Below are 24893 nucleotides of genomic sequence, written 5' to 3'. Positions count from 1 at the left end.
AACCCGTCCCTGGGGACTCGGTGGCGGCATCCACGCCGCCACACGGTCCCGCAACCGGCAAGGACACCGCACCAGACAGTTGGTCGGCGCTCGTTCGGAAAGCTGTTTTTCGTGCGGCGTGCATCAGACGTGCAACCGATGCTTCATGATCGAACGATACGCATCCAGCACTGCTCTTCCATGCACACCGACCATCTCGACGGGTCCTTGCCCGCTCACCGTCGCGGGACCTTACGCGGCATGGATGCCGCGTAAGAGCCTACATGGACGTACTTGCGGCGTGTCCCGCGACGGTGGGCGGGTAAGGGCCCTGCAGCCAACTCACAAACCAGCCGCTCTACAACACAATCACCCCAGCGCGTGCGCCGGCACCGGCTGCTCGCCGGTCTCGGCCAGCGCCTGCATGCGCGCCACCACACCACTGAACAGCCGTGCAGTTGCCGCGCCACGCGTGCGGAAGATCTCCTCAAGCTCGCCGTAGTACCACAAGGTGCCGGCGCGCCCGGCGGTGAACACGTTGAAGATGTCCTGGCCCACGGCCGGGTTCTCCAGGTCCTGCACGATGGTGCGCGCGTTATAGAGCTTGTCGCAGCCGGACACCAGCAGGGCGCGCTCGGGCGTGTTGCGCAGGTGGTCCAGATAGGCCAGCTTGCGTTCGCGCCAGTCGCGTTTGCGTGCGCTGTCGGTGTTGTCCACCTCGGCCTTGTCTTCGGCGGTGGCATCGGTGCATGCCATCACGATGTCGGCCACCGCATCGCCGAACTGCGCGCGGATCGAGGCCTCATGGCCGCCGCCGCAATCTTCCACCACATCGTGCAGCAGCCCGGCAATGGCCTGTTCTTCGTCGCCGCCGCATTCCAGCACCAGCGTGGACACCCCCAGCAAGTGGCTCAGATACGGAATCTGCGTGCCCTTGCGCACCTGCCCGGCATGGGCGATGCGCGCGTAATCCACGGCCAGGGCGTAACGTTCGGTGAGAGCGGTCATGGGGCGTCCGATGCGAGCGAGCACGCATTATCGCCGAGCGCGATGGCGCACCGGGTGAGGATGGCGCGAGGATGCGTGTGCAGACTCAATGACGCGGCGTTGCGGCCGATACCGCTAGGCTCACCCCACGCCGCACGATTGCCCAGCCATGCCCACGCTCCCCGTTTGCAACGCCTGCCGCGACGGCCAGGACTTTCCCACCGCCATCACCATGGCGTTCCAGCCGATCGTGGACGTGTCCACCCGCAGCATCTACGCCGGCGAGGCGCTGGTGCGCGGCGTCAACGGCGAATCGGCCGGCAGCATCCTGGCCGCCGTGGATGAGCGCAACCGCTACGCCTTCGACCAGGCGTGCCGCATCAAGGCGATCGAATGCGCCGCGCAGATCCCGCTGCCGGCCTTGCTGTCGATCAACTTCATGCCCAATGCGGTCTACAACCCCGAACACTGCCTGCGCGCCACGCTCTCGGCCACCGCGCAGTACGGCTGGCCGCTGGACGCCATCATCTTCGAGGTCAGCGAACAGGAACACCTGGCCGAGCCGGCACATCTGCTCGACATCATGCGCACGTATCAGGCCCGCGGCCTGAAGACCGCCATCGACGACTTCGGCGCCGGCTATTCCGGCCTCGGCCTGCTGGCCGACTTCCAGCCGGACCTGCTCAAGCTGGACATCGCCCTGGTGCGCGGCATCGACGCCGACCGCAGCCGCCAGGCCATCGTCCGCCACACCACCCGCATGTGCGAAGAACTCGGGATCGCCGTCATCGCCGAAGGCATCGAACACCCGGACGAATGCCGCGCCCTGCGCGACATGGGCATCCACCTGCAGCAAGGCTACCTGTTCGCCCGCCCGCAGATCGGCGAACTGCCGCAGGTGCATTGGCCGGAGTAGCCATCAGGCGCGCCACCACCCCAGCGTGTAGCTCCGCTACGGCCCGGCAGCTGCCGGCGCACGCAGTGTGACGATGTGTCGGGCCAGCGACCTCAGATCGCGCGTACCGAGTGGTAACAGCCGGATGGCCAAGGAATGGAGGAATCGAGCCGCCAAAAGCACTCGCTCTTCCGATTCCCGATTCCCGATTCCCGATTCCCGATTCCCCAATCCCGATTCCCGATTCCCTATTCCCCAGCGCTGGCCAGCTCGGAAGCCGGCACCGGGTTGGCCTGATGTGCCAGGTACTGATGGATCTGCGCCACCACCGCCGCGCCTTCGCCCACCGCCGCGGCCACCCGCTTGACCGAGCCGGCCCGCACATCGCCGATGGCGAACACGCCGGGGCGGTTGGTTTCCAGCGGCAGGCAGGCCGGCACGCCATCCCCACGCGCGTTGCCGGTGACGACGAAACCGCGCTTGTCCATCTCGACGCATTGCTGCAGCCAACCGGTGTTGGGGTCGGCGCCGACGAACAGGAACAGATGCCGCAACTCCACCCGCGTGGTCTGCCCGTCGGCGCGCGTGCGCAACACCGCCGCCTGCAGACCACGCTCCGGATCGCCCTCCAGCGCAGACACCTCGGTGCCGGCATGCAGCTGCACGTTCGGCAGCACGGCGATGCGGTCGATCAGATATTGCGACATCGACGATTCCAGCCCTTCGCCGCGAATGATCAGGTGCAGCTCCTTCACCCGCGGTGCCAGGAACGCCACCGCCTGGCCGGCGGAATTGCCGCCGCCCACCAGCGCCACCACCCCGCCCTCGCACAGCCGCGCTTCCACCGGCGAGGCCCAGTACGACACGCCATGGCCTTCGAAACGCTCCAGCCCGTCGATCTCCGGACGCCGGTAACGCGCGCCCGAGGCGATCACCACGGTACTGGCCAGCAGCTGCTTGCCGTCGGCCAGATCCAGCTTCAGCGCGCCATCGTCGCGCCCGCATTCCAGCGTGCCGGCCTCGATCGGAATCGCCAGCTCGGCGCCGAATTTCAACGCCTGGTTGTAGGCGCGCCCGGCCAGCGCCTGGCCGGAAATGCCGGTCGGAAAGCCCAGGTAGTTCTCGATCCGTGCCGAGGCGCCGGCCTGCCCGCCGATGGCGCGCTGGTCCAGCACCAGCACCGACAGGCCCTCGGACGCCGCGTACACCGCCGTCGCCAGGCCGGCCGGGCCGGCACCGACAATCGCCACGTCGTAGCGCTTGTCCGGGTCGATGTCCGGGGTCATGCCCAGGCAATGCGCTGCCTCGGCATCGCTGGGCTGGCGCAGCACCCGCCCGCTGGGGCACACCATCACCGGCAACTCCTGCTCCTGGATGCCGAAGCGCTGCACCAACGCGCGGCCTTCCTCGTCGGAGGCATCGATCACCGTGTTCGGGTAACCGTTGCGGGTCAGAAAGCCCTGCAACCGGGTGAGGTGCGGATCGTCCGGCTCGCCGATCAGCACCGAGCCCGAGGCATCGCCTTCGATCAGGCCGACCCGGCGCAGGATCAACGCACGCATCACCACCTCGCCGACTTCGGCCGAGCTGATCATCAGCGCGCGCAGATGCGCGGTGTCGAACGGCAGCGCCAGGCAGCCCTGCGGCCCGGCACGTCCGCCGGCCAGCGACGCGCGCCCGGCGAGTTGACTCACCTCACCGGTGAACTGCCCGGGCGTGTGCGAGGTGACCGGCTTTTCGTTGCCCAGCCCGTCGCGCCGGACCACTTCGATGGCGCCTTCCAGCACCACCCACACCGGTGCGTGCGCATCGCCCACGTCGAAGACGATCTCGCCGGCAGCGAAACGCTGCGCCGGCCCGCTGGCAAAACGCCGCGTGATCGCCAATTGGCCCGAGTCCAGCTCGGGAAACATCTGATGGTGGCGGGTATCGGCCAGGGACATGGAGGGGCGACGCTGAGGGGGGAGTGCATGCAAGCATGGCCAGCCGTGAGGGCGATGGCAATCACCCGAATGGGCCATGCCGGGCGCGACAGAGCGCGCATGCACGACCAGCACGGGTGGGTACGTCAGTGCGGTGTTCGCGCAGGCACAACGCATCACGCAGGTGTCAGCGCATCGCACGCTCACCAGCGGCGATCGGCACGACCAGCCGCAACCGTGCGCGCAGAACGTAACTGACGCAGCCGCTGCGCTGGCCGCCAAGCGAACACGGCCCTGGAGCCGCTGCCGGCACGCCGCGCTCGAACGCTTCGATTGCTCCGGTTACCTGTCGCTACTGTTGCTGCTGTTGCTGCTGTTGCTCGGGCTGCTCTGGTTACTCCGCTTGCTCCGCAGCATGCCGACAAACGTGCACCACGCCTTCTCAGCCACGCGCCGGTTGCACCTGCTCCCAGTGCGGCCCGTGCTGGCCGGCGGCCATGCGCTCTGCCGGACGCACGCGAAACACCACGCTGATGCGCTCGCCCACCGCACGTGCGGTCTTGGCAATGCCGTGCTCGTGGCTCAGTTGCGAGGCATGGCTCATCGCCAGCAGGCTGCCGGGTGCCAGTTCCACAGCGATCGCACGCGTGTTGCCGTCCTTTGCGCGCAGCTGCATCCGCCGCGTGGCGCCCAGCGACACCAATGCAATCGGATACGGCGCCTGCAGTGTCTGCAGCTTGTCGTGATGCATGGCCACGCTGTCGCGGCCGTCGCGATACAGATTCAGGCCCACGGCGTTGTACGGGGCAGGCAACACGGCCTGCACCGCAGCGAGCAGCGCCTGCAGCGGCAGCCCGGGCGGCAGCGGTGCATCCAGCCGATACGAGGCCAGCAGGCGCGGCACCTCCACCACACGGTCATACATCTCGCGGCGCTGGCTGCGCCAGTCGGTCGCCTGGCGCAGCGCGGCAAAGCACTGCTGCGCCACGGCAGGCGCCAGCAGCTGCGGCCAATAGCGCACGCCGCCCTGCGTATCGTGCAGCAGCTGCACGGGCACGGTGGGAGTATCGAACAGATCCATCGGGGTGATATGCGGACGGTTTGCGCGATTTCAGCAGCCCGGCGTTGCGATTGCCCGCAGCTGAAGCCCCGCATTCGCACGCTCTCTCGCAGTTGCTGGCATTGCGCTCGTTCCGTGCAGAAAGGCGACCGATCTGCGCATCCGCTGCCTCCTGCGCGCAGCGCCGGCAACCTCTCAAAGACAGGCACACGCATCACCGCCGCCCGCCGCGCACGGGTTAGCGAGCTCAACGATGCAGCCATGGATGCCATGCGATCAGGCCCGACAGCTGTGCTACGGTCCGGCGCTGCATCCGCCTGGAACCGTTCGCATGCAGCATCGCTCAATCGCCTTCTCTCCCCTGCGTTGGCTGGCGTTGCTTGCCGCCTGCGTCAGCTTCGCCGGCAACGCGGCGCCACGCGCAGACGACGCGGGTTTCAGCGCGGTGGATCCGTTCATCGGCACCGGTGGCGAAGGCCACACCTATCCCGGCGCCACGGTGCCGTTCGGCATGGTGCAGCTGAGTCCGGACACGCAGATCAAGCCGCGCAAGGAGGCCTATGGCTGGGCCGCCGGTTACCGGCATGGCGACAGCACGATTGTCGGCTTCTCGCACACGCACTTTTCCGGCTCCGGGCATTCGGACCTGGGCGATGTCCTGCTGATGCCGCAAACCGGCCAGGTCAAGCTCGAACGCGGCGATGCCGCCACACCGGGCAGCGGCTATACCGCGCAGTTCGACCACGCCAGCGAGCAGGCGCAGCCCGGCTACTACGCGGTGACCTTGAAGGACCGCAACATCCGCGCAGAACTCACCGCCAGTGCGCGCGTGGGTGTGCATCGCTATCAGTTCCCCAAGGGCGTACCGGCGCATGTGCTGGTGGACCTGCGCACCAGCCTGTACGACTACCCCGGCAAGGTGCAGTGGTCGCGGCTGCGCGTACGCGGCGATGGCACCGTGACCGGCTTTCGCGAAACCCGCGGCTGGGCACCCGGCCGCCAGCTGTACTTCGCCATGCGTTTTTCGCGCCCACTCACCGCTACCCAACTGCACGACACCGAGCAGGACATCCCGTACAAGGGATTCCCGCCGCCGGGCGAGAAGAACCCCGCGCAGCGCGCACAGATCGAAGGCCGGCAACTGGTCGGCGTGTTCGATGTTGCCAACGATGGCACGCCGCTGGTGGTCAAGGTTGCGCTGTCGCCGGTCAGCGAGGCCGGCGCCATCGCCAATCTCGATGCGGAGGTGCCGGGCTTCGATTTCGACCGCGTGCGTGCCGATGCACGCGCGCAGTGGACACAGGCACTGTCGGCGATCGATGCGCAAGGCACGCCGCAACAACGCACCCAGCTCTACACCGCGCTGTATCACACCCTGCTCGGCCCCACCCTGTTCATGGACAGCGATGGGCAATACCGCGGGCCGGACAATGCGGTGCATCAGGCGCATGGCTGGACCAACTACTCCACCTTCTCGCTCTGGGACACCTACCGCGCCCTGCATCCGTTGCTGACCCTGGTGCAGCCGCCGCAACGCAGCAGCGACATGGTCAATTCCCTGCTCGCCTCGCGCCGTGAGAGCGCCTACGGCATCCTGCCGGTCTGGGCGTTCCACGGCCTGGAAACCTGGTGCATGATCGGCTACCACGCCGTGCCGGTGATTGCCGACGCCTACATGAAAGGCATCGGCGGCTTCGATGCCAACGAAGCGCTCGATGCCATGGTCGCCAGCGCCAACTACGGCCCCTACGACGGCATCGCGCAGTACCGCGAGCTGGGCTACGTGCCCATCGACGAAGAAGGCGAAGCCGCGTCCAAGACGCTGGAATACGCCTTCGACGACTGGACCATCGCGCGCATGGCCGACAAGCTCGGCAAGCCCGCCATCGCCGCAGAATTCAGCAAGCGCGCCGGCAACTGGAAGCACGCCTTCGACCCCGCTACAGGCTACATGCGTGCACGCACGCGTGCCGGCAACTTCCGCGAACCATTCGATCCATCCACTAGCGGCTACGGCAGCGACTACACCGAAGGCAATGCCTGGCAGTACTCCTGGTATGTGCCGCAGGACGTCGCCGGGCTTGCCACCGCACATGGCGGCGACGACAAACTTCTGGCGCGCCTGGATGCGGTGTTCGATGCCAAGGTCGACCCCAAGGTATTCGCGCACATGGAAGACATCACCGGCCTGATCGGCTGGTATGCGCACGGCAACGAGCCCAGCCACCATGTCGCCTATCTGTACGCCTACGCCGGCCAGCCCTGGCGCACCCAGGCACGGCTGACCCAGATCATGGACACCCAATACCACGCCGGCCCCGAAGGCCTGGCCGGCAACGACGATCTCGGCCAGATGTCGGCCTGGTACGTGTTCACCACGCTGGGCTTCTATCCGGTGGCACCGGGCAGCAACCAGTACATCATCGGCCGCCCGTTCCTGCCGCGCGCCACGCTCAAGCTGCCCAATGGCAAGCGCTTCAGCGTGATTGCCGATGGCCTGAGCAAGGCGCGCAGCTACATCGGCAGCGTCACCCTCAACGGCCAGCCGCTGACCCGCGCCTACCTCACGCACGAAGAAATCCAGGCCGGCGGCGAGTTGCGCTTCCGCATGCAGGCCACACCGAACACGCAATGGGCCACCGATCCGGCGCAGCGGCCGTATTCGATGTCGACGCAGACGCGCTGAGTCAGTAGTGGATGCCCATGCGTAGCCCGCAGGCGTCGCGCTCCACCACCGCCGGCAGGCTGCCGGCGGTACCTGCGGCAATGCGCTGCGCGCTCCAGCAGGCCACCAGGGCATCCAGCACATCGTCCGGCTTGGCCAGCGCACGCGGCACGCGCTCCAGCAACGCGGCCACCTGCCTGGCGCCATAGCACTGGCCCAGCAAGGCGGCGCGCTGTTGGTGGCCTGCACTGCTCTTCTTGCCCGCCGCCAGGCCATGCCCGCCGGCGAGCACGGCGAACGACACCTCCGGGTGCACCTCGAACACGCGCTCCGCCCACGCCGGATCGGCGCGCAAGGCATCGTCCCAGGCGCGAATCTTCGACAGCAGCGCAAACGACTGCACGCCAAAGCCACGCTGCCCGTCGTGGTCCAGCGCCCGATGCAACGCAGAGGCTTCCACCTGCCTGGGTGCATGCAGCATGCCGCGCAATGGCGCGGCAAAGATGCTGCATGCGCGGCGCCCACCCACAAAGCGCCGCGCCTGCACATCCGCAGCGCGGGGCGCGTGCTCGCTCAGACCGATCGGGATATCCACGCCCAGCACGGCGACGTCCCCCAATGCGCTCGCCACCGCGGCCACTGTGGGGTAGCCGGCAAACTGCAATCCATCGCCGGCCTGCCACACCGCCAGCCAGCCGCTGCCGGCGCCATCGATCCCTACACACTGCATTGCGGTCCTCCCGGTCGTGGCCTGCGTGCACGGCGCAGCAGCACCGCACGCACGCCCTCTGCGTGGCGCGTTCACATCATGCACAACATTCGTTCACCCGCACGCATCGCCGTGGTTTCCAGACTGCTCCGCATCGGCCGCAGCACGCTGCGGCCCTGCCATCCCCCAATGCAGGAGCCAGCGCATGTCCAGCACCAAGAACCAGTATGAAATGCAGAACCCGCTCACCCAGTTTCCGCAGCCGAAGTTCCCTGAGCAGACCCAGGAAGCGCCGGGCACCATCCATGCATTGCAGCCCAAGGCCGACCACGGCGAGCAGAGCTACCAAGGCTTCGGCCGCCTGAAGGGCCGCAAGGCGCTGATCACCGGCGCCGACTCGGGCATTGGCCGCGCCACTGCAATCGCCTACGCACGCGAAGGCGCCGACATCGTGCTGAACTACCTGCCGGAAGAAGAACAGGACGCTGCGGAGGTGGTGAAGTTGATCGAGGCCGAAGGCCGCAAGGCGATCAGCATCCCCGGTGATCTCAAGGATGAGGCTTTCTGCGACCAGTTGGTCGCACGCGCGGTCAAGGAGCTTGGCGGGCTGGACCTGCTGGTCAATATCGCCGGCAAGCAGACCGCGATGAAAGACATCGCCGACATCACCACCGAGCAGTTCGACGCCACCTACAAGACCAACGTGTACGCGATGTTCTGGCTGTGCAAGGCGGCCATCCCGCACCTGCCGCCGGGCGCATCCATCATCAACACCGGGTCGATCCAGTCCTACCAGCCCTCGCCGACGCTGCTGGACTACGCGTCCACCAAAGCGGCCATCGTCAACTTCACCAAGGGCCTGGCCCAGCAGGTCGCCGACAAGGGCATCCGCGTCAACGCGGTCGCACCTGGCCCGGTGTGGACCCCGCTGCAGCCCAGCGGCGGCCAGCCGCCGGAAAAGATTCCCGAGTTCGGCTCGGAAACCCCGCTCAAGCGTGCCGGCCAGCCGGTGGAAATGGCGCCGCTGTACGTGATCCTGGCCTCGCAGGAATCCAGCTACGTCACCGGCGAAGTGTTTGGTGCCACCGGTGGCTTATTGCTGTCCTGAGTTAGCTTAAAGCGCACTTCCAGCGTCACGCCACCAGAACCCCGCCGATCGCTGCATGCGCAGCGGTCGGCGGGGTTTTTTCGGTGGCGTTTTCGGTAGTGGCGGCAGTCTCGAATGCTGGTGCATCAGCACCACCGAACCCCAAGGTAGTTCGACCAGCTACGCAAAGACGGCTTCGATCATTGCAAAAGCTCCCCTTCTCCCGCCGGGAGAAGGTGCCCCAGGGCGGATGAGGGTACGCAACCCCACCAATGCTCTGCCCACGGCCTGCGCTTACTCCGTCATCACCACCGTCTGGATCGCATGCGCCGGGATCTCCAATTCACTGGACGCCGCGCCCACATACAGGTTGTAGCGGATCGCTACGTCGCTGGCATTCATCACCACCGTCGCCAGGCTGCCATCGGTGTTGAGAAAGGACGTCGTTGCCAGATTGCTGCGGCTGCTGGCCGCACTCACCCGACGCGCGCCGGGGCGGATGAACTTGGAAAAGTGGCCGATATACCAATAGCTCGGCGTGTAGATCACCTCGCCGGTGCGCGTGTCGGCATGCACCGGCGCAAAGCAGTAATTGCCCACGTGGTTCGGCCCGCCATTTTGATCGAGCAGGATGTTCCAGTCAGTCCAGCCCACCGCCCCATGATTGAGATCGTTGATGATGGCGGTGCCATAGCGCTCACCATTGGGCCAGTACTGCAACTTTGCCGGGTCGAACTTTTCCACCGCCGCTTCGGTCAGCAACAGCGGCTTGTCCGGGTACGCCTGCGCCACCGCCGCCACGTTCTCCACCATCGGCGCGAACCCGGCCCAGGTCTCGTACCAGTGGAAGCCCATGCCCCACGCGTATTTCGCCGCTTCCGGATCGTCGAAGATCACATGCGCGCGGTGCAGCATCATGTCGCGGTTGTGGTCCCACACGATGATCTTGCGGTCGCCATAGCCGGCCTGCTCCATCGTCGGGCCGAGGTGGTTCTTCAAAAAGTCGCGCTCTTCCTCGGCGGAAAACACCATCGACTCCCAGGTTTGCACCGCCATCGGCTCGTTCTGCAGGCTGATGCCCCAGATCGGGATGCCCGCCTTCTCGTAGGCCGCAATAAAGCGCGTGTAGTAGGTGGCCCAGGCCTGCGCATACGCGGGTAGCAACTTGCCGCCCTTGAGCATGTTGTTGCTGTCTTTCATGAAGGCCGGCGCGCTCCACGGGCTGGCGAATGTCGTCAACTTGCCGCCGGCCGCCGCAATGGCCTGGCGCAGCATCGGGATGCGATAACGCTCATCGTGCCTGACCGAAAAGCTCTTCAGCGCCGCATCGCCTTCCTTGATGTAGGTGTAGCTGCCGCTGCTGAAATCCGAGCTGTGGATGGCGGTGCGCGCCAGCGTATAGCCAATGCCCTTTTGCGGGTCGTAGTAGGCAGTGAGCAATGCGCGCTGCGCGGGCTTGGACAGCCTGGCGAAGGTCTCGGCACTGGCGTCGGTGATCGCCCCGCCGATGCCCAGCACCTTCTGGAAGCGCCGCTGCGGATTGACGAAGATGGAGTTCTCCTTCTCGGTCAACGCATGCCCGGCGGTGGGCGCATCGGCAGTGCTGACACGCATCTGCTGCGTGGCGCCTTGGGCGGAGGTGTAAACGCGTAGTGCACCGGCGGCAGTGGCTGGCGGAGTAGCAGCCTCCGCAACCGCAGCTTCTACCGCCTTCGATGCGGGCGTGGATGCAGACGGTGCCGTCGATGCCAGCATCGGAATCGGCGTTGTTGCTGTTGCTACTGTTGCAGATGCAGATGCCAACACCGTTTCAGTCACAGTACCCCAAACCCCCAGAACCCCCACCACCGACCACGCAATCGTTCGCTTCACCGTGCACCCTCCCAGGTTGGTGACCAAGCCTAACCGACCAACGCGGCGCAACATCGCGCAACAAACGAGCGCAACCGTGCACCCTTCCACCATCGGACACTCCCTTCTCCCCTCGGGAGAAGATGGCCCGAAGGGCCGGATGCGGATACGTCTGCTCAGAGTGCAACCAACCCACTGCAATCAAGGCAACAACCTAAACCCCAACTGGAAAGACAGCCCCACGACTCCAGCAGACGCATCCTCACCCCAACCCCTCTCCCGCTGGGGAAAGGCTTGGTCTGCGCGCCGCATCAACGCGACGAGCGTCGATCACCCCCGCGCCAACCGATCCAGAATCCCAGGCACTTCCAGTCCAAGCTCGCGCGCCAGAAACCCCACTGGCCCAATCCGCCTGGCCAACTGCCTGCCCGCCGCCGCATGCACAAACACGCCCCATAACGCAGCGGTCAACGCATCGCAGCCGCGCGCGGTAAACCCGGCAATCAACCCGGCCAGCACATCGCCAGACCCGGAGGTGCCCAACCCGGATGCGCCCCCGCGATGCATCCACAGCGCACCATCCGGCCCAGCAATGAAACTGTCCGCGCCCTTGAGGATCACCACGCTGCGCAGCTTCTGCGCAAACTTCAGCGCGTACGCGCCCGGCGCCGCTTCCACCGCCGCCTTATCGTCGCCGGCCAGGGTCGCCATCTCGCCCGCATGCGGCGTCAATACGAATGGCCGCCCGATCGGCGCCCGCAGGCCACGCGATAACGCACCGGCATCCAGCACCAAGGTGCACACCGCCTGCTCGGCGGCGCGCCTGACCATCGCCGTGGTGGTGGCCGACGACGCCATGCCTGGCCCGATCACTGCCGCATCGCAGGCCGCCATCGCCCCGTCCAGCGCGCGATGCCCGCGCACGATCTCGCCCTGCCCGTTCTGCGCCAACCCCAGCACCAGCGCCTCCGGCACCGCCAAGGCCATGCCCGGCGCCACACTGGCGGCGGTGGCGATCTGCAGCTTGCCCGCACCGGTGCGCAGCGCCGCCTCGCCGGCCAGCAGCACCGCACCGGGCACGCGCATCGAGCCGCCCACGATCAACACGCGCCCGCGCTGCTCCTTGTCGCCACCCGGGGCCGGCAACGGCATCGACCGCAAGGCGGCCGCGGTGAGCATGCGCACGCGCGGGGCGGCCATCAGCGCGCCCCGGCCGGGCGGTCGGACTCGGTGGTCACCGGCTCGTCGGCCAGCTCCGGCGGCACGAACTTGGTACGCAGCAACTCCAGCGATTGCCCATCGGCCACAGCCGCGTATTCGGTGACGCCACAATTGGGTACATCTCCCTCGCGGTCGATGCCCAGGATGGTGGCCTCGTCCATCCGCTCGATCAGGTAACGGAAGCAATTGACGATTACCTGATGCCCCACGATCAGCACCCGCGCGCCCACATGGTTGCGCTGCAGGTCACCCACCACCCCGCGCAGGCGGAAGATCACATCGCACCAGCTCTCGCCACCGGGCGGGCGGAAGTAGAACTTGCCCACCAGCTTGCGCTGCTCGGCCAGCTCCGGAAAGGTCGCAAGAATGCCGGCCGTGGTGTAGCGGTCGAGCACGCCGAATTCCTTCTCGCGCAAACGCTCGTCCACGCTGACCGACTCGGCCGGCTGCCCCAGCGCACGCGCCACCGCAGCGGCAGTCTGGCGCGCACGTATGTAGGTGGAACTCAGGATCAGCGTCGGGCGCTCCTGCTCGGGCAAGCCGGCCATCCACGCCCCCAGCGCCTCGGCCTGGCGCTCGCCAAGGTCCGACAACGGCACATCCGCATCGCGGTGCTCCAGGTCGATCAAGGCCGCCCCATTGGACTCGGCCAGATCACGCGCCACATTGCCCGCGCTCTGCCCATGCCGCACCACCCACAACCGCGCCGGCCACTGCGCCGAGACACCGGCTACCGCACTGTTCTCACTCACATGCTTCTCCTGCACAACGTCGGCCTCAGGTGTCGCACAGCCGCCGTGAAAACATGGTCGACCAGCGCATCCGTGACCGGCGTTTCAATACGCACGCGCATCCATGACTGATGGCGCAGCAACAAGCGAACGCAACGGACAACGAACGCCGCGCCGCTATACTGCAGCCCCCCACCAGCCCGCCGCCCATGTCCAACGTCCTGTTGCTGCGCACGGCAAAAGAGCGCGAAGAACTGCTGCTGGAAGAGGTGCTGGACGCCACCGAGCAATGCATCGACGCCATCGGCCTGGGCGCCACCAGTTTCGAACTGATCGCCGAGCGCGCCAGGGTCAGCTGCGGCAGCCTGCTGCAACGCTTCGAAGACAAGGACGCGCTGGTGCGCGCATTGCTGGAGCGCAACTACATGCGCGCCATCCGCCAGATGTGGCTGGTGGAACGCCCGGCCAACGTGCACGTGGTGGATTTCATCGCCGGCCTGCTCGAGGAATGGCTGCTGCAGGAAATCAACATCAAGCGCACCCGCATCGACCTGGAACTGCACCTGGCCACCCTGCGCGACCCGGTGCTGGCCGCCTTCATGCGCCGGCAGAGCGCATCGCTGATCGAACACCTCAGCGCCCTGCTCAAGCGCCTGCTCCGCGGCCACGCCGACCCGGCCAGCAGCGAACAGGAATTCCAGGCCCGCGTCTTCGCCGTCGCCGCCATGTGCGGCGGCCTGCACAGCGTGATGACCAGCGGCATGGAACTCAACCGCATGCATCTGCAGCTGATACTGCGGGAGAGTCTGTCGGGGATTTTGAAGTCTGCGCCGGTGTGATCGGCTGCTTCATGCGTGGTCGGCTGCGATTACACAGCTGATGCTGTGCGCTTGTACCGGTTCCAGAATGCCGACCAGATAAGATCCAGCTTCATACCAAGGAAGGATGTCGCATGCGAAATCGAATCACGCCCAAGGTAACTGTGCTGCTAATGCTGCTCGTGGCGTTTGCGTTCGCTAGCATTCCTGCACTGGCCACAAGTACGGTCGTCACCTTTCGAAGCGCTGACAACACATATGAAGTCGAACTGTATGTCGGTGGTGGAAGCAAAGAAAACGACGGCATCGCCGGCGCCATGATTCGCTGGCCCGGCTATGAGCACAGGGACCTGCCTTTCACCGGCGTGAAGTACCACCTGGATAAGGAACACACCCGCGCAGGAGCCAAATTCGTCAATCCAGGCGACCCTCAATACGCCCCGTCTTTTACTGTGGAGATAGAGGGTAGAAGTGGCCGCCTGACCGTTGGCAAGCGCGTCATTCCAGGCAGCGCCTCCTGGATAGTGGGCCCCTACGCCTACCCTTAGCGGCTCGGCAAACGCTACAGGATCCATCAAAAGGACGAACGATGAAAACACACATGCGCAGTCTATGGACCAGTCTGATCTTGTTGATCGCCCTGCTGACAAGTACGTCCGCTGGCGCCACCGGCGATGTCCTGTCGTTTGAAACAGATACCGCCGGCTACAGCTTTCTGGTCTATAGCGGAGGCGACCCTGATGGCATAGGCGGCCTGGTCATGACCTGGCCGGACATTGCATCACGCGGGCTTCCATCGGAAAGCACGCAGTGGTACTTCAAGCCAACTGCGAACCACATGCGCATCGTTTTCACCAACCCCGGACGCACCGACTTGCCACCGTCGTTCACGCTTGAAATCAAGGGCAAGCGAGGCACGCTCAAGTTCAACAAACGCACGATCAACGGCAAAGCATACTGGTATACCGGCTCACTGGCGGAATACTGATCACCTTTCCAGGATAACAACACACTGCAAGTACATCCGCGAGGACCGATCTGACGGCGACGCCGGTAACGGCACCTGTCCGCAGAATGCCCAGCCAATGGCAGATTGGTGGCAATGGACAGATCGGGTTTGGCAGGACGTCTGGACAGCAAGCAACCAGTGGACCATCACTGCGTCGTGCCATGCCGCGACAAAGCCGCAGCGCCCGGCCACACCGACCATCATCAAAGGCGCTGAAGCGCCAACTGATCCAGGATGGTGCGCATGGCGCCCGCCGCATCAAAGATAGCGCTGCCCAACACGGGCAAGGTGCCGCGGTCCAGCCGATCGGCGTTGCCGGCAGCGATCACATCGCCATGGGCGGCGACGGTCAGCAACAACTGATCCAGTGCATCTACCTGCTCCACGGTAATGCCGAAGGCAAACGCATCACGCTGCATGTCATCCCCTGCCCGCCTGCGTGTACGGGGCGACGCCATCACTGGCCGGCTCATGCGACCTCCCCGGCGTCAGCACGTTCGCTGTCAGAGGCGTCGGGCTCCAGGCGCGCGGGCCACTGCACCTGCGCCAGTGCCTGCGTCACCTGCTCGGCCAGCAGCTCCAGGCAGCACGCCAGTTCGTCCAAGCGGATGGCTGGCTGCCGCAACTGCTCTTCGGCCTGCGTGCGTGGCTGCGCCAAGCGCGCCAAAAACCGCATGTGGTCGCGTAATTGCTGCAGGCGGTATTGCGCGTTTTCTGGCAAAAAGTAGCCAGCTTCGGCGTTGGGTTGACGATGAGCCTCGGTCATAGGATCTCTCGCATCAAGAGAAACCACCATTTTCGGAGGTGGCAAGCCGCTGTACGAGGAGTTCCGAGGCTCCGTGAGGTAAAGATTGCTATCGCAACTGGAATAGGTCAAGTGCAATAGCGAAAACTAGAGACCCATGCCAGCTATGGCCGAGCTTGATTACCGATCCAGCCTTGTAAGTTGGCCTCTATCGCTTGCCAGATGGCATATCGGTAAGTGCACAATGTCCGCTTGTTTCAAACCAAACAGGCGGGAAGGCCAAGCGTGATTGTTTACCAGTCGACCAAAGCCGCGTTTCTTCTGCTTTCGCAACAACAGCCCATCGAACGAGTAATTTCAAACGCTTACACCGTCAAGACAGGGAGATATGCGCCCGAGAGCGAGTTCCGAGCCTGGCGGCACTCCCTTACGCACATGGCTGATGTTCTAAGTGATGACAACCTGCCGGATGACATGGGCATCGGAATCGAATTCGGCATCGCACAAACCGCCAAGCGCATCGACTTCATTCTAAGTGGGCTGGGCGAGACTAATGAACCGCGCGCGATCATCGTAGAACTCAAGCAATGGTCGACGTCATCCGTCACCGATAAGGACGGCATCGTCAAAGCGCAGCGCGGTGGGGCGAACGAGAGCGAAGGCCTGCATCCATCCTACCAAGCCTGGTCTTATTCCGCACTGCTACAAGGCTTCAACGAAGCGGTGCACGAAGGAGGCGTGCAGCTGCAGCCCTGTGCCTACCTGCACAACCATTTTCGCGATGGCACCATCGACGATCCCCGCTATGCGGCGTACACCGACAAAGCACCGCTGTTTCTGCGTGGCGTTGAGGAGAAGCGCAAGCTGCGGGAGTTCATTCGCCAGCATGTGCGACAGGGCGACAACGGCCAACTGCTCTACAAAATCGAGCAAGGCCGTATCCGTCCCTCCAAGATGCTTGCCGACAACGTTGTCGGCATGATCAAGGGCAATCAGGAATTTGTGCTGATTGACGAGCAGAAGTTGGCCTACGAAACCTGTCTGGCGCTTACTGCACAGGCCAGCGCTGAACGCAAACAGGTCCTGATCATCAAGGGGGGCCCCGGCACCGGGAAATCAGTAGTGGCAGTAAACCTGATGGTTGAGCTGACCAAGCGTGGCGTCACCACCAAATACGTATCTAAGAACGCCGCTCCACGCGCGGTTTACGCGCAAAAGCTGGCCGGGCATATACGCAAGATTGAAATCGGCAACCTGTTCTCGGGCTCAGGAAACTTTCATCAGACCGAACAAAATGTGTTTGGTGCGTTGGTGGTGGACGAGGCGCACCGCCTCAACGAGAAGAGTGGCCTGTACGGCAATTTAGGCCAGAACCAAGTGATGGAGCTCATCCGTAGCGCCCACTGCACTATCTTCTTCGTCGACGACGACCAGGTCGTCACCTTGTCAGACATCGGCCACACCGGCGAATTGCGCCGTTGGGCCGCAGATCTCAATGCCGAGGTGACTGAACTTGAGTTGGCCTCACAGTTCCGCTGCGCCGGTTCGGATGGCTACATCGCTTGGCTGGACAACTTCCTCGATATCCGTCAAACCGCCAATGCCGATTTCGACCGTAACGCCTTTGATTTCCGCATCGTCGATTCTCCGGTGGAACTGCATAACCTGATCCGAGAGAAAAACAAGCTCAACAACAAGTCACGGGTTGTCGCCGGCTACTGCTGGGATTGGAAAAGCAAAGGCGATGCGAACGCTTGGGACATTGAAATTCCCGAGCATGGCTATCGGGCGCAATGGAATCTGGGGAGCGATGGCAGCTTGTGGGCAATCGCTGAGAACTCCGTCGAGCAAGTCGGTTGTATCCATACCTGCCAAGGATTGGAGCTGGACTATGTAGGTGTGATCATCGGCACCGACTTGGCTTGGCGTGGAGACCGCTTGGTTACCGATCCGAGTAAGCGTTCAAAGCAAGACCGCTCGATACGTGGATACAAGTCACAATCCAAGAATAATCCGGAGATTCATGACCGCGTGGATCGCATCATCCGGAACACGTACAAAACCCTGATGAGCCGAGGCATGAAGGGTTGCTATGTCTATGTAGCCGACTCAGAGCTGAAGAAATCGATCATTGTGTGACAGCTTCATTCCAAAGCAGATACCTTTCGAACCTATAGGAGTTCCTATTCTAGGCTTTCCGGCCCGCTCGCTACACCCGATTTACATCGGGCGTTCTAGTCGTTCCCAGCGACTTAAGCCGCTAAGGTAGAAGGATTTCTGCATTTCGAAGAATAGCCGTCTAAGTAGAACCATGCACCGACATGGAAAAATTAACGTTGTATTACTTAATAACCAAGGGGATTTAAGATGTTTAAGATTGACGGCCTAGACAAACTGACAAAACAGCTCACACAAGCGCAACTAGCCATAGAAGAGCTCGATGGCGAAATTGAAACGGTGAAATTCGATCCCAACGACCCCGCCAGTATTGAGTCTGCAATACATCAAACTAATACCACCCTAGATGCGAAGATCGCCACTTGGGCTGACAACCCACTTGTCGTGCAGCTGGTTGACGGGATGAAGGAACAATTTCGCGAAGCGATAATCGAACGCGCTGCTGCGGCACGCCTTGAGAGAGGTGAGCAATGACCGCGCTCGACTTGTTTGATCAGATAAACTCGACGGTGCTCGACCTCCAGGGAGCAACACTGCAAACCTACGAGCGCCCACTGCGGAAGCTGGGACAGCTCCTGAATCACCCGGATCTTGCTCAATTCAATGAAGAGTTGACTGCTGACCTTAATCTTGACCAGTTCATCGAAGATGGCCGAAAAACTGGGAGCAGCTTCGTTGGCAGCAACGTGTTGAATTGGCCGGAAGATCCAGAAAGACAAATTGGCATGCAGTTATTGTTGGTGAAGTACTTGGCGGAGGACCCGCGAAGAGCAATCGATCTTTCGCACGAGTTCTATTACTCAGGCAAGAAGATCATCAGCGGCATTCAGACAATGACAGGGCAATTGATTGTCCCGTTCGCCAGGGATTTCAAAGCCTACGTGAAGGCAAGTGGCAGTACGGTTATCAATCTTATAACTCCGCCAAAATCGAACAAAGTTTTCATAGTGCATGGGCGTGATGTTGCCGCACGTGAGTCGGCCGCCCGATTTCTTGAAAAAATTGGAATCGACGTGGTGATTCTGCACGAGCAGGCCAATCAGGGGCGCACTATCATCGAGAAGATTGTGGCGCACTCGGATGTCGGCTTCGCGGTTGTCCTGCTCACGCCAGATGATGAAGGACGTTCCGCCGGTACCGAGAGATGGGAATACCGTGCCCGCCAGAACGTGTTGCTGGAGCTAGGCTATTTTATAGCCAGACTGGGACGTGAGAACGTTTGTGCATTGAAGAAAGGAAACGTGGAGATCCCTAGCGATTTCGCGGGAGTGGTCTGGACGGCAATGGAAGATAACAGTGGCTGGAAGACCGAACTTGCTAAAGAACTCAAGGCGGCCGGCTATGCGATTGACTGGAACCGGGTAATGGGATGACCCGCTTTCAAGCCCAACTAGAGGCGGATCATCTAGCCTGTGCAGCTGCTACCACTTCAATCAGACAGTCCTAATGCGAGAGGAAACACACGAGATGCTCCTGCGGAGGCTGGCGCCCCGTCGATTGAAGATGTCCCGTTATCTGAGTTCGCGTAGGCATAGCCAACTCAGGTTACGGTGCCCGGCGCACACCTTCTCTGCCAGGTGTTTGATCAGGCTAACGACCGCCCGCCGAGGAAGAACACCTGTTCGCAAAGCTCGCCTAGTGCATCCGCAATCACAAGCAGATGCGGCAAATTAGGATCATTAGATCGCATCGCCAAGCCCCAGTAACTGCTTGAGATAGCGCGCTGCCAGCGCTCGCTCGCGGGCACGCCCGCTGCGTAGGGCGTCCTGCAGCGCCAGCAGTTGGTGCAAGGCAGGGTCGGCCAGCGCAGCGTTGGGCGCACCGGCCGACAACGGCGACAAGCCGGGGCCTTTGGCTGTGCCCTGCGCGCTTGGCCACACCGGTGCCTCCCCTGGGGAGCTGGCAATCGCAGTGAACAATGGGGGCACGCCAAAGGCCGTCGGAATGCCATGCCTTAGCGGCCCGATCACGGCAGGAAAGGCGTAACGCACACCGTGGACCGCAAACTCGTGCAGCGCCGTGCGCACCGTCTCCCACTCGCCGCGACTTTTTTTCAGCGCCAAGCCGGATGCCACCGCGCGCTTGACGCTGCGATGCACCTGCGAGGCGCTCATGCCCAGCGCTTCTCCAAGGGAGGCATAGGTCCAGGCCTGGCCCGCCTGGGCGACCTGCTTGTACAGCACCACCAGATCCTGGGGCTTCAGTTCCACAGCCAAGCCCGCCTTATTCCATATTCCGGAATATGGAATATCCGGCGAGCGAGCGATTTTTGCAAGCGGGCATTTTCGAAAGCGAACCCCGAGCCTTGATCTACAGCCAAACAGTGGGAACGGACGACCTCACCCAATACTTCGCGGCTTGACAGCCTCTTCCTGCACTACCCCTCTCTCCTGCGCCTGACTCTGCGCTTGCGCCAAGGTACGCCCATCTAGCTCTTGCAGCTTTGCTAGCGATTGCTCCACCGGCGTAGTGACGGCCACGTCGGTGGGCATGCTGGCGCGCAGATGGGCCGGGTTGCTGGGTTCGCCCTGTACCACGAACACGGTGGCACCGGCCGCTGCACGCGGAGTCTGGTTGCTCAGCATTACGTGGTCGATGCGCTCGAGCCCGTGCTCTTTTGCCAAGTGGGCCAGGCTGGCGCTCATCCGCTCGCTGTGCGCATCGCTGGCGCGGCCCATGCTGGCATCCAACCGGCCAACCAAGGTGCTGGCTTGTGCATGCAACGGATGAGGCGCGGGGTGGGCGTCTTCTGCGTCTGCCTGTCGTGGCCTCCCAGGCACCGGCACTGCAGGCCCGCCGTTCTGCCGCTGCGGCTGGGCCGGCCGATGCCCCTGCTCCTCCTGCCCTGGCTGTACCCCTTCACGCCCTCGCCCTTGGTCCTGTTGCTGCTCCCGCACCGGCCCGGGTGTAGTGCTGGTCAGCACGTATTGCCAGCGCGTCTGCGCTGGGTTGCCTTGAACCGCCGCGATGAACCCATCGTACTCGGCTGGATGAATTGTCTGGCAGCCAGCCGAATCGGTACTGCCGCTGGAACCGCTATGAATCTTGAAGGTGTCGTTGAGATTTTGCACACCGTTGAGATCGGCTTGATCAAACCAGCCGTCCGCATTGCTATCCCGCTGTACCCCGCCCCGCCCTGCATCGACAGCCGCCTGACTTGGGCGTAATGCGTTGTCTTGGGTGCCTGGCCGGCTGGGATTTGGGTGCTGCCCCATCCGCATCTCGATGGTGCCTTCGCTCAGGCGACCGAGATCCCTGATGCCATCGGCATTGACATCCTCGCCTTCGATCTTCCTGGGCCTGGTGATGCTTTCAAAGCCTGGCGACGGTGCAAATGTCCTGTTCTCCATGCCGCCTTCCGCACGCGGGCGCCGCCCCGTGTTGCCTGCATGATGATCGTACTGCGCAGTCGGCTCGGTGTTTGCTTGTTGGGCGACCTGCGTATGACGCGTGCCATCGGCATCCTTCCACAGTACGACCAGGCGGTCGTTGTAGACGCCCGTGCCGCCCTGAGCTTCGTTGATGGCAGGGGTTGCCGGATCGTCGCTCCGCAAGCTTCCGGCATGCGCGCGATCCTGCATGGCCGCAAGCGTTGAGTTTTCCTGGCGAAGGCCTAATACCACGCGCTCGTTGGGTCGCGAGAGTGCCTCGTGCGCGGCCTCGTTACCTCTCACCTGCACGATGCTCGCATAGACGTCATAGCGCTGCGCGTCGCTCAAGGCAGCCATTTGCGCCTGCGGCGGAATTGCTGGCTGGTTTGACGCGGCTAGTTGCAAGCGTTGCAGCACACTGGCATCCGCGGCGACGACCGGCCCTTGTTGTTGATTGGCGATTGCACCGGCGGACGCTGCGCCGATATAGCGATCCAGTGCGTCACGCAAGACCTCTGCCTGGCCTTGTCTGCGCTCATCAAGCATGCGCAGCGCCTCGGCCTGTCGATTGGCGTTGAACAACGCAGAAATCTGGTCGGCAGTCGCGCGGATGTCTAAATCGTTGGATCTCGCCATTTCGATGCTCCTTGCAGAAGTGGTCACTCGCTGATGAAACGGTCCTCACCATCTGGATAATCCGCACATGCCGGTTCGCCTGTGCGCTGCTGGCGACAAGGCCACTGCGCTCTAGCAACTCGTTCTACCAGCTCGAAGCGTTCGCCTGTCCACCGAAGAAAACCAAAATGGGCGTAAGACCCGACGCGCTTTGGGTCATCGGTGGCCAGCGGCTGGTCAGGGTCGAATTCCATCAACCATCGCATTGTCGGCGCCAAGGGCAGCTTGTCATCGAACAGAAAAAGCTCCGAGCCGCCGTGGTCGTTTTGCCGGGCAACATCTTCTGCAGTCAAGCTAGGCGCTGGTGGAAACACCGCTGCACTGACATCGCGTGCGGTGCCGTCCTTGGTGACGCGATACGCCTTTCGCCCTTTGCCTGACTGGCACGCGAGGCCTGCCTCGCCCGCGCCACATTTCACCGGCCAGACCAAGTACACCGTTTTGTCAGGATCCGCACTTTCAAACGAACGGATCGTCAGATCACCCGCAACCACAGTGAAGTCCGCGCGCCGTCCCAATCCGGGTGCGGCCACGTACACGGCATCGCGCAGGCGCGCTTCGCGCGCTTGCGGCGAGGCATCGACCGCATCTGCAGGCAGGGCAAGCAATGCAGCCGCCATATGCGCAGGTGCCGGGCCTTTGCAAAACCCGTCCCTTAGCAAAGGCGCAGGCGAGGAGCCCTGTGATTGCGTACGGTCCACACAGACGGCGCCCATCTGCCGTTCCAGTTTGAAGGACACCCAAGGTGAAGGCGTCGCAGCAGGCGCCTGAGGAAAAGACGATGCTGCGTGTGCACCACTTGGGGGTTTTGCGGCAGCCAGTTCCATCGAAAGCCGTGCACACCCAAGCGTCATGATGGGCGCCAGCGCGGTCGCCACAATGCAATGCGTCAGCTTCTTCACGGGCATCCTTGAACGAAGAGGGCGAACGCCACGGACTGTGGCCGCATGAGCAGGCTCGGTCAAGTGACTGATCGCAGACGAAAACGGTTCAGCGACACTCTCATTTCGGGACCGAAATAGACGCTGCATCCCGCAAAGACGCCATCTGGTATGGACTCAGCGCGACTGTCCGGGGTGAGCAGCAATTCGGATGGTTCGGAACGTTCAACCAACACGCTGCGTGCGGCTCCATGTGATCGCCAGCATTGCACAAGGAGGTCGAAGTAGCCTGTGTTAAAGCTAGCCTAGAGCATGGATGACCCATAGGCGCTGCCCCGTCCTTCCTGATTTGCCGCACCAGTCATCCGACAACGACTTCGCCTGAGCGACGGCCGGTCACGACCATCTCGTACCACCTGCCCATTGACCGTACTGGGTAGCGGCAAGCGCACCTCGATTAGCGAGCAGGTGCGCTCACGCCATCGAAAGCCACCTGCTCCCGCGCCCTCCCTGCACTATCCGCGCAGCGCCACCCGAAGCGCCTCCCCCGCCAACCGCGCACTCGCCAGCAGACGCTCCAGGCTCTGCCCATGCCGGGCGCTGGCGGACAGCCCGGCCATGGTGGTGCTGACGAAGTCCGCCAGCCGGTCTGCGTCGTGCGGGCGCTGCTTGGCGATGTGGGAGCGGATCAACTCCTGGGCTGCGACATGGAAGCCGCAGGCGGCCTCGCGCGCCTGCGCGTCGTTGCTGCGCGTGCCTTCCAGCACCAGGCAGCCGGTGGCGGCAGGGTCTACGGCGTAGCAGCGGGCGGCCTGCTCCAGTACGTCGGCCAGCGCGTCGGCCAGTGGACGGGCGGTGTCCAGGATCTGTGGCAACGGGATGGCCCCGGTCTGCGCGTAGCGGTCGAGGATGCGCGCATACAGGCCGGCCTTGCTGCCGAAGGCGGCGTAAAAACTGGGCGGGTTGATGCCCAGCGCTTGGGTGAGGTCGGCCACGCTCAGTGCGTCGTAGCCGCGCGCATGAAACAGCTGCTGCGCGGTGGCGACCGCTTGGTCCGGGTCGAACGCCCGCGGCCGGCCGCGGGCTCGGGGGGTTTCTGTAGTCATAGTTACAAAATCCTTGACGGCAGGCGAAAACTATTATGTATTACTCGCTACATTAATTGCGAGGTGATGCATGTCAGCGTTCAAAGACAAGTCGGTATTGGTGCTCGGTGGCAGCCGGGGGATTGGGGCCGCCATCGTGCGGCGCTTCGTGGCCGAGGGCGCACGGGTGACGTTTACCTATGCCGGCTCTGCCGAGGCGGCGCAGCGCCTGGCCGGTGACACCGGCAGCACCGCGGTGCTGGCCGACAGCGCCGACCGCGATGCGGTCATCGACACGGTGCGCCGCAACGGGCCGCTGGATGTGCTGGTGGTCAACTCCGGCATCGCATTGTTCGGCGATGCCCTGGATCAGGATCCGGACGCGGTGGACCGGCTGTTCCGCATCAACGTGCACGCGCCCTACCACGCCGCCGTGGAGGCCGCGCGGCAGATGCCGCCCGGCGGGCGGATCATCGTGATCGGCTCGGTCAACGGCGACCGCATGCCGCTGCCCGGCATGGCGTCCTACGCGCTGAGCAAATCCGCCCTGCAAGGGCTGGCGCGCGGGCTGGCCCGTGACTTCGGGCCGCGCGGCATCACCATCAACGTGGTGCAACCGGGCCCGATCGATACCGACGCCAACCCGGAAAACGGGCCGATGAAAGACCTGATGCACAGCTTCATGGCGATCAAGCGCCACGGCCGCGCCGACGAAGTGGCCGGCATGGTGGCCTGGCTGGCAGGCCCGGAAGCGAGCTTTGTCACCGGGGCGATGCATACGATCGATGGTGCGTTTGGAGCATAGCGCGGCGACGTCTGCGTTGACGGCACTGCAGCTCGACACGTGCGACCGACGGCGGCAAACGCCCTCCGTCAACACACATGGCGAGCTGACGTTGCACCGCCAGCATCTTGATTCACCGGCATCTCCTGCCGGCAGCGCGTGATCGCATTCCCATACCATGCGGCGCATGGCATGGGTCATCGCAGGCCTGGCCCTTGCTGTCGCGCTGATCCCAGGTTG

At 63.6% G+C, this 24893-nt stretch carries 24 protein-coding genes; 11 read left to right on the top strand and 13 right to left on the bottom strand.

Translation table 11 applies throughout. The features are described from left to right. Nucleotides 1–348 precede the first annotated feature (348 nt). Nucleotides 349–987 (bottom strand): HD domain-containing protein, encoded by a 639-nt coding sequence (locus tag H7A87_RS05805; protein WP_119129196.1) that lies wholly within the window; start codon nucleotides 985–987, stop codon nucleotides 349–351. A gap of 148 nt (nucleotides 988–1135) precedes the next feature. Between H7A87_RS05805 and H7A87_RS05800 the strand changes: the two genes are divergently transcribed. Continuing rightward, nucleotides 1136–1882 (top strand): EAL domain-containing protein, encoded by a 747-nt coding sequence (locus H7A87_RS05800; RefSeq protein ID WP_115676327.1) that lies wholly within the window; start codon nucleotides 1136–1138, stop codon nucleotides 1880–1882. 227 nt (nucleotides 1883–2109) lie between these two features. On the opposite strand, the gene H7A87_RS05795 is transcribed toward H7A87_RS05800, so the two are convergent. Both H7A87_RS05795 and H7A87_RS05790 read right to left on the bottom strand, forming a co-directional pair. Continuing rightward, on the bottom strand, nucleotides 2110–3804 hold the full coding sequence (locus H7A87_RS05795) for an FAD-dependent oxidoreductase (RefSeq protein ID WP_104649775.1): 1695 nt from the start codon (nucleotides 3802–3804) through the stop codon (nucleotides 2110–2112). A 421-nt stretch (nucleotides 3805–4225) separates the two neighbouring features. After that, a complete protein-coding gene (locus H7A87_RS05790; protein ID WP_119129195.1) occupies nucleotides 4226–4864 on the bottom strand; it encodes an alpha-ketoglutarate-dependent dioxygenase AlkB in 639 nt (212 codons plus the stop codon). 310 nt (nucleotides 4865–5174) lie between these two features. Between H7A87_RS05790 and H7A87_RS05785 the strand changes: the two genes are divergently transcribed. Continuing rightward, entirely contained in the window at nucleotides 5175–7529 is a 2355-nt protein-coding gene (locus H7A87_RS05785) for a GH92 family glycosyl hydrolase (protein WP_119129194.1), read from the top strand. A 1-nt stretch (nucleotide 7530) separates the two neighbouring features. On the opposite strand, the gene H7A87_RS05780 is transcribed toward H7A87_RS05785, so the two are convergent. Next, entirely contained in the window at nucleotides 7531–8238 is a 708-nt protein-coding gene (locus tag H7A87_RS05780; RefSeq protein WP_119129193.1) for a DUF429 domain-containing protein, read from the bottom strand. 184 nt (nucleotides 8239–8422) lie between these two features. Here H7A87_RS05780 and H7A87_RS05775 point away from each other — a divergent pair, with 184 nt between their 5' ends. Next, nucleotides 8423–9325, top strand: a complete 903-nt coding sequence (locus tag H7A87_RS05775; RefSeq protein WP_119129192.1) for an SDR family oxidoreductase — start codon at nucleotides 8423–8425, stop codon at nucleotides 9323–9325. A gap of 273 nt (nucleotides 9326–9598) precedes the next feature. On the opposite strand, the gene H7A87_RS05770 is transcribed toward H7A87_RS05775, so the two are convergent. The 3 genes from H7A87_RS05770 to H7A87_RS05760 form a co-directional block, all read right to left on the bottom strand. Continuing rightward, nucleotides 9599–11059 carry a glycoside hydrolase family 30 protein gene (locus tag H7A87_RS05770; RefSeq protein WP_232087931.1) on the bottom strand — a complete coding sequence of 487 codons (1461 nt, stop codon included), beginning with the start codon at nucleotides 11057–11059 and terminating at the stop codon, nucleotides 9599–9601. Nucleotides 11060–11485: 426 nt separating this feature from the next. After that, a complete protein-coding gene (locus H7A87_RS05765) occupies nucleotides 11486–12355 on the bottom strand; it encodes an NAD(P)H-hydrate dehydratase (protein WP_119129189.1) in 870 nt (289 codons plus the stop codon). Next, entirely contained in the window at nucleotides 12355–13143 is a 789-nt protein-coding gene (locus H7A87_RS05760) for a histidine phosphatase family protein (protein ID WP_102581842.1), read from the bottom strand. Before H7A87_RS05760 ends, H7A87_RS05765 begins: the two co-directional genes overlap by 1 nt. Before the next feature lie 173 nt (nucleotides 13144–13316). Here H7A87_RS05760 and H7A87_RS05755 point away from each other — a divergent pair, with 173 nt between their 5' ends. The 3 genes from H7A87_RS05755 to H7A87_RS05745 all read left to right on the top strand — a co-directional run bounded on the left by H7A87_RS05755 (nucleotide 13317) and on the right by H7A87_RS05745 (nucleotide 14913). Then, nucleotides 13317–13946, top strand: coding sequence for a TetR/AcrR family transcriptional regulator (locus H7A87_RS05755; protein ID WP_104582370.1), 630 nt, complete (start codon nucleotides 13317–13319; stop codon nucleotides 13944–13946). Nucleotides 13947–14059: 113 nt separating this feature from the next. Continuing rightward, nucleotides 14060–14473 (top strand): hypothetical protein, encoded by a 414-nt coding sequence (locus tag H7A87_RS05750; RefSeq protein WP_147421112.1) that lies wholly within the window; start codon nucleotides 14060–14062, stop codon nucleotides 14471–14473. Nucleotides 14474–14514: 41 nt separating this feature from the next. Continuing rightward, on the top strand, nucleotides 14515–14913 hold the full coding sequence (locus tag H7A87_RS05745) for a hypothetical protein (RefSeq protein ID WP_146009980.1): 399 nt from the start codon (nucleotides 14515–14517) through the stop codon (nucleotides 14911–14913). 224 nt (nucleotides 14914–15137) lie between these two features. Here the strand turns inward: H7A87_RS05745 and H7A87_RS05740 are convergent, their stop codons facing one another. Next, nucleotides 15138–15353, bottom strand: coding sequence for a hypothetical protein (locus H7A87_RS05740; RefSeq protein ID WP_232087930.1), 216 nt, complete (start codon nucleotides 15351–15353; stop codon nucleotides 15138–15140). A gap of 50 nt (nucleotides 15354–15403) precedes the next feature. Then, nucleotides 15404–15700, bottom strand: coding sequence for a hypothetical protein (locus H7A87_RS05735; protein WP_119129185.1), 297 nt, complete (start codon nucleotides 15698–15700; stop codon nucleotides 15404–15406). A 264-nt stretch (nucleotides 15701–15964) separates the two neighbouring features. On the opposite strand from H7A87_RS05735, the gene H7A87_RS05730 reads away from it, so the two are divergent. The 3 genes from H7A87_RS05730 to H7A87_RS05720 all read left to right on the top strand — a co-directional run bounded on the left by H7A87_RS05730 (nucleotide 15965) and on the right by H7A87_RS05720 (nucleotide 19230). Beyond that, entirely contained in the window at nucleotides 15965–17818 is a 1854-nt protein-coding gene (locus tag H7A87_RS05730) for a DUF2075 domain-containing protein (protein ID WP_119129184.1), read from the top strand. A gap of 228 nt (nucleotides 17819–18046) precedes the next feature. After that, a complete protein-coding gene (locus H7A87_RS05725) occupies nucleotides 18047–18331 on the top strand; it encodes a hypothetical protein (RefSeq protein WP_119129183.1) in 285 nt (94 codons plus the stop codon). Continuing rightward, entirely contained in the window at nucleotides 18328–19230 is a 903-nt protein-coding gene (locus H7A87_RS05720; protein WP_119129182.1) for a nucleotide-binding protein, read from the top strand. Before H7A87_RS05725 ends, H7A87_RS05720 begins: the two co-directional genes overlap by 4 nt. A 306-nt stretch (nucleotides 19231–19536) precedes the next feature. Here the strand turns inward: H7A87_RS05720 and H7A87_RS05715 are convergent, their stop codons facing one another. Both H7A87_RS05715 and H7A87_RS20970 read right to left on the bottom strand, forming a co-directional pair. Further along, nucleotides 19537–20067: an AsnC family protein gene (locus tag H7A87_RS05715; RefSeq protein ID WP_119129181.1), complete on the bottom strand. Its 531-nt coding sequence runs from the start codon at nucleotides 20065–20067 to the stop codon at nucleotides 19537–19539. Between the two features lie 129 nt (nucleotides 20068–20196). Beyond that, nucleotides 20197–21072 (bottom strand): XVIPCD domain-containing protein, encoded by an 876-nt coding sequence (locus tag H7A87_RS20970; protein WP_321186791.1) that lies wholly within the window; start codon nucleotides 21070–21072, stop codon nucleotides 20197–20199. Nucleotides 21073–21627: 555 nt separating this feature from the next. Here H7A87_RS20970 and H7A87_RS05705 point away from each other — a divergent pair. After that, nucleotides 21628–21846, top strand: a complete 219-nt coding sequence (locus tag H7A87_RS05705) for a hypothetical protein (protein ID WP_119129180.1) — start codon at nucleotides 21628–21630, stop codon at nucleotides 21844–21846. A gap of 41 nt (nucleotides 21847–21887) precedes the next feature. Here H7A87_RS05705 and H7A87_RS05700 read toward each other — a convergent pair whose 3' ends face one another. Both H7A87_RS05700 and H7A87_RS05695 read right to left on the bottom strand, forming a co-directional pair. Then, nucleotides 21888–22523, bottom strand: coding sequence for a hypothetical protein (locus H7A87_RS05700; RefSeq protein ID WP_180496995.1), 636 nt, complete (start codon nucleotides 22521–22523; stop codon nucleotides 21888–21890). A gap of 776 nt (nucleotides 22524–23299) precedes the next feature. Then, nucleotides 23300–23890, bottom strand: coding sequence for a TetR/AcrR family transcriptional regulator (locus tag H7A87_RS05695; RefSeq protein WP_119129178.1), 591 nt, complete (start codon nucleotides 23888–23890; stop codon nucleotides 23300–23302). 70 nt (nucleotides 23891–23960) lie between these two features. Here H7A87_RS05695 and bdcA point away from each other — a divergent pair, with 70 nt between their 5' ends. Continuing rightward, entirely contained in the window at nucleotides 23961–24674 is a 714-nt protein-coding gene (gene bdcA / locus H7A87_RS05690; protein ID WP_119129177.1) for an SDR family oxidoreductase, read from the top strand. The last annotated feature ends 219 nt before the right edge of the window (nucleotides 24675–24893 follow it).

The organism is Xanthomonas sp. CPBF 426, assembly GCF_903989465.1.
Taxonomy (GTDB): Bacteria; Pseudomonadota; Gammaproteobacteria; order Xanthomonadales; family Xanthomonadaceae; genus Xanthomonas; species Xanthomonas euroxanthea.
This window is presented reverse-complemented; position numbering and strand designations above follow the sequence as displayed.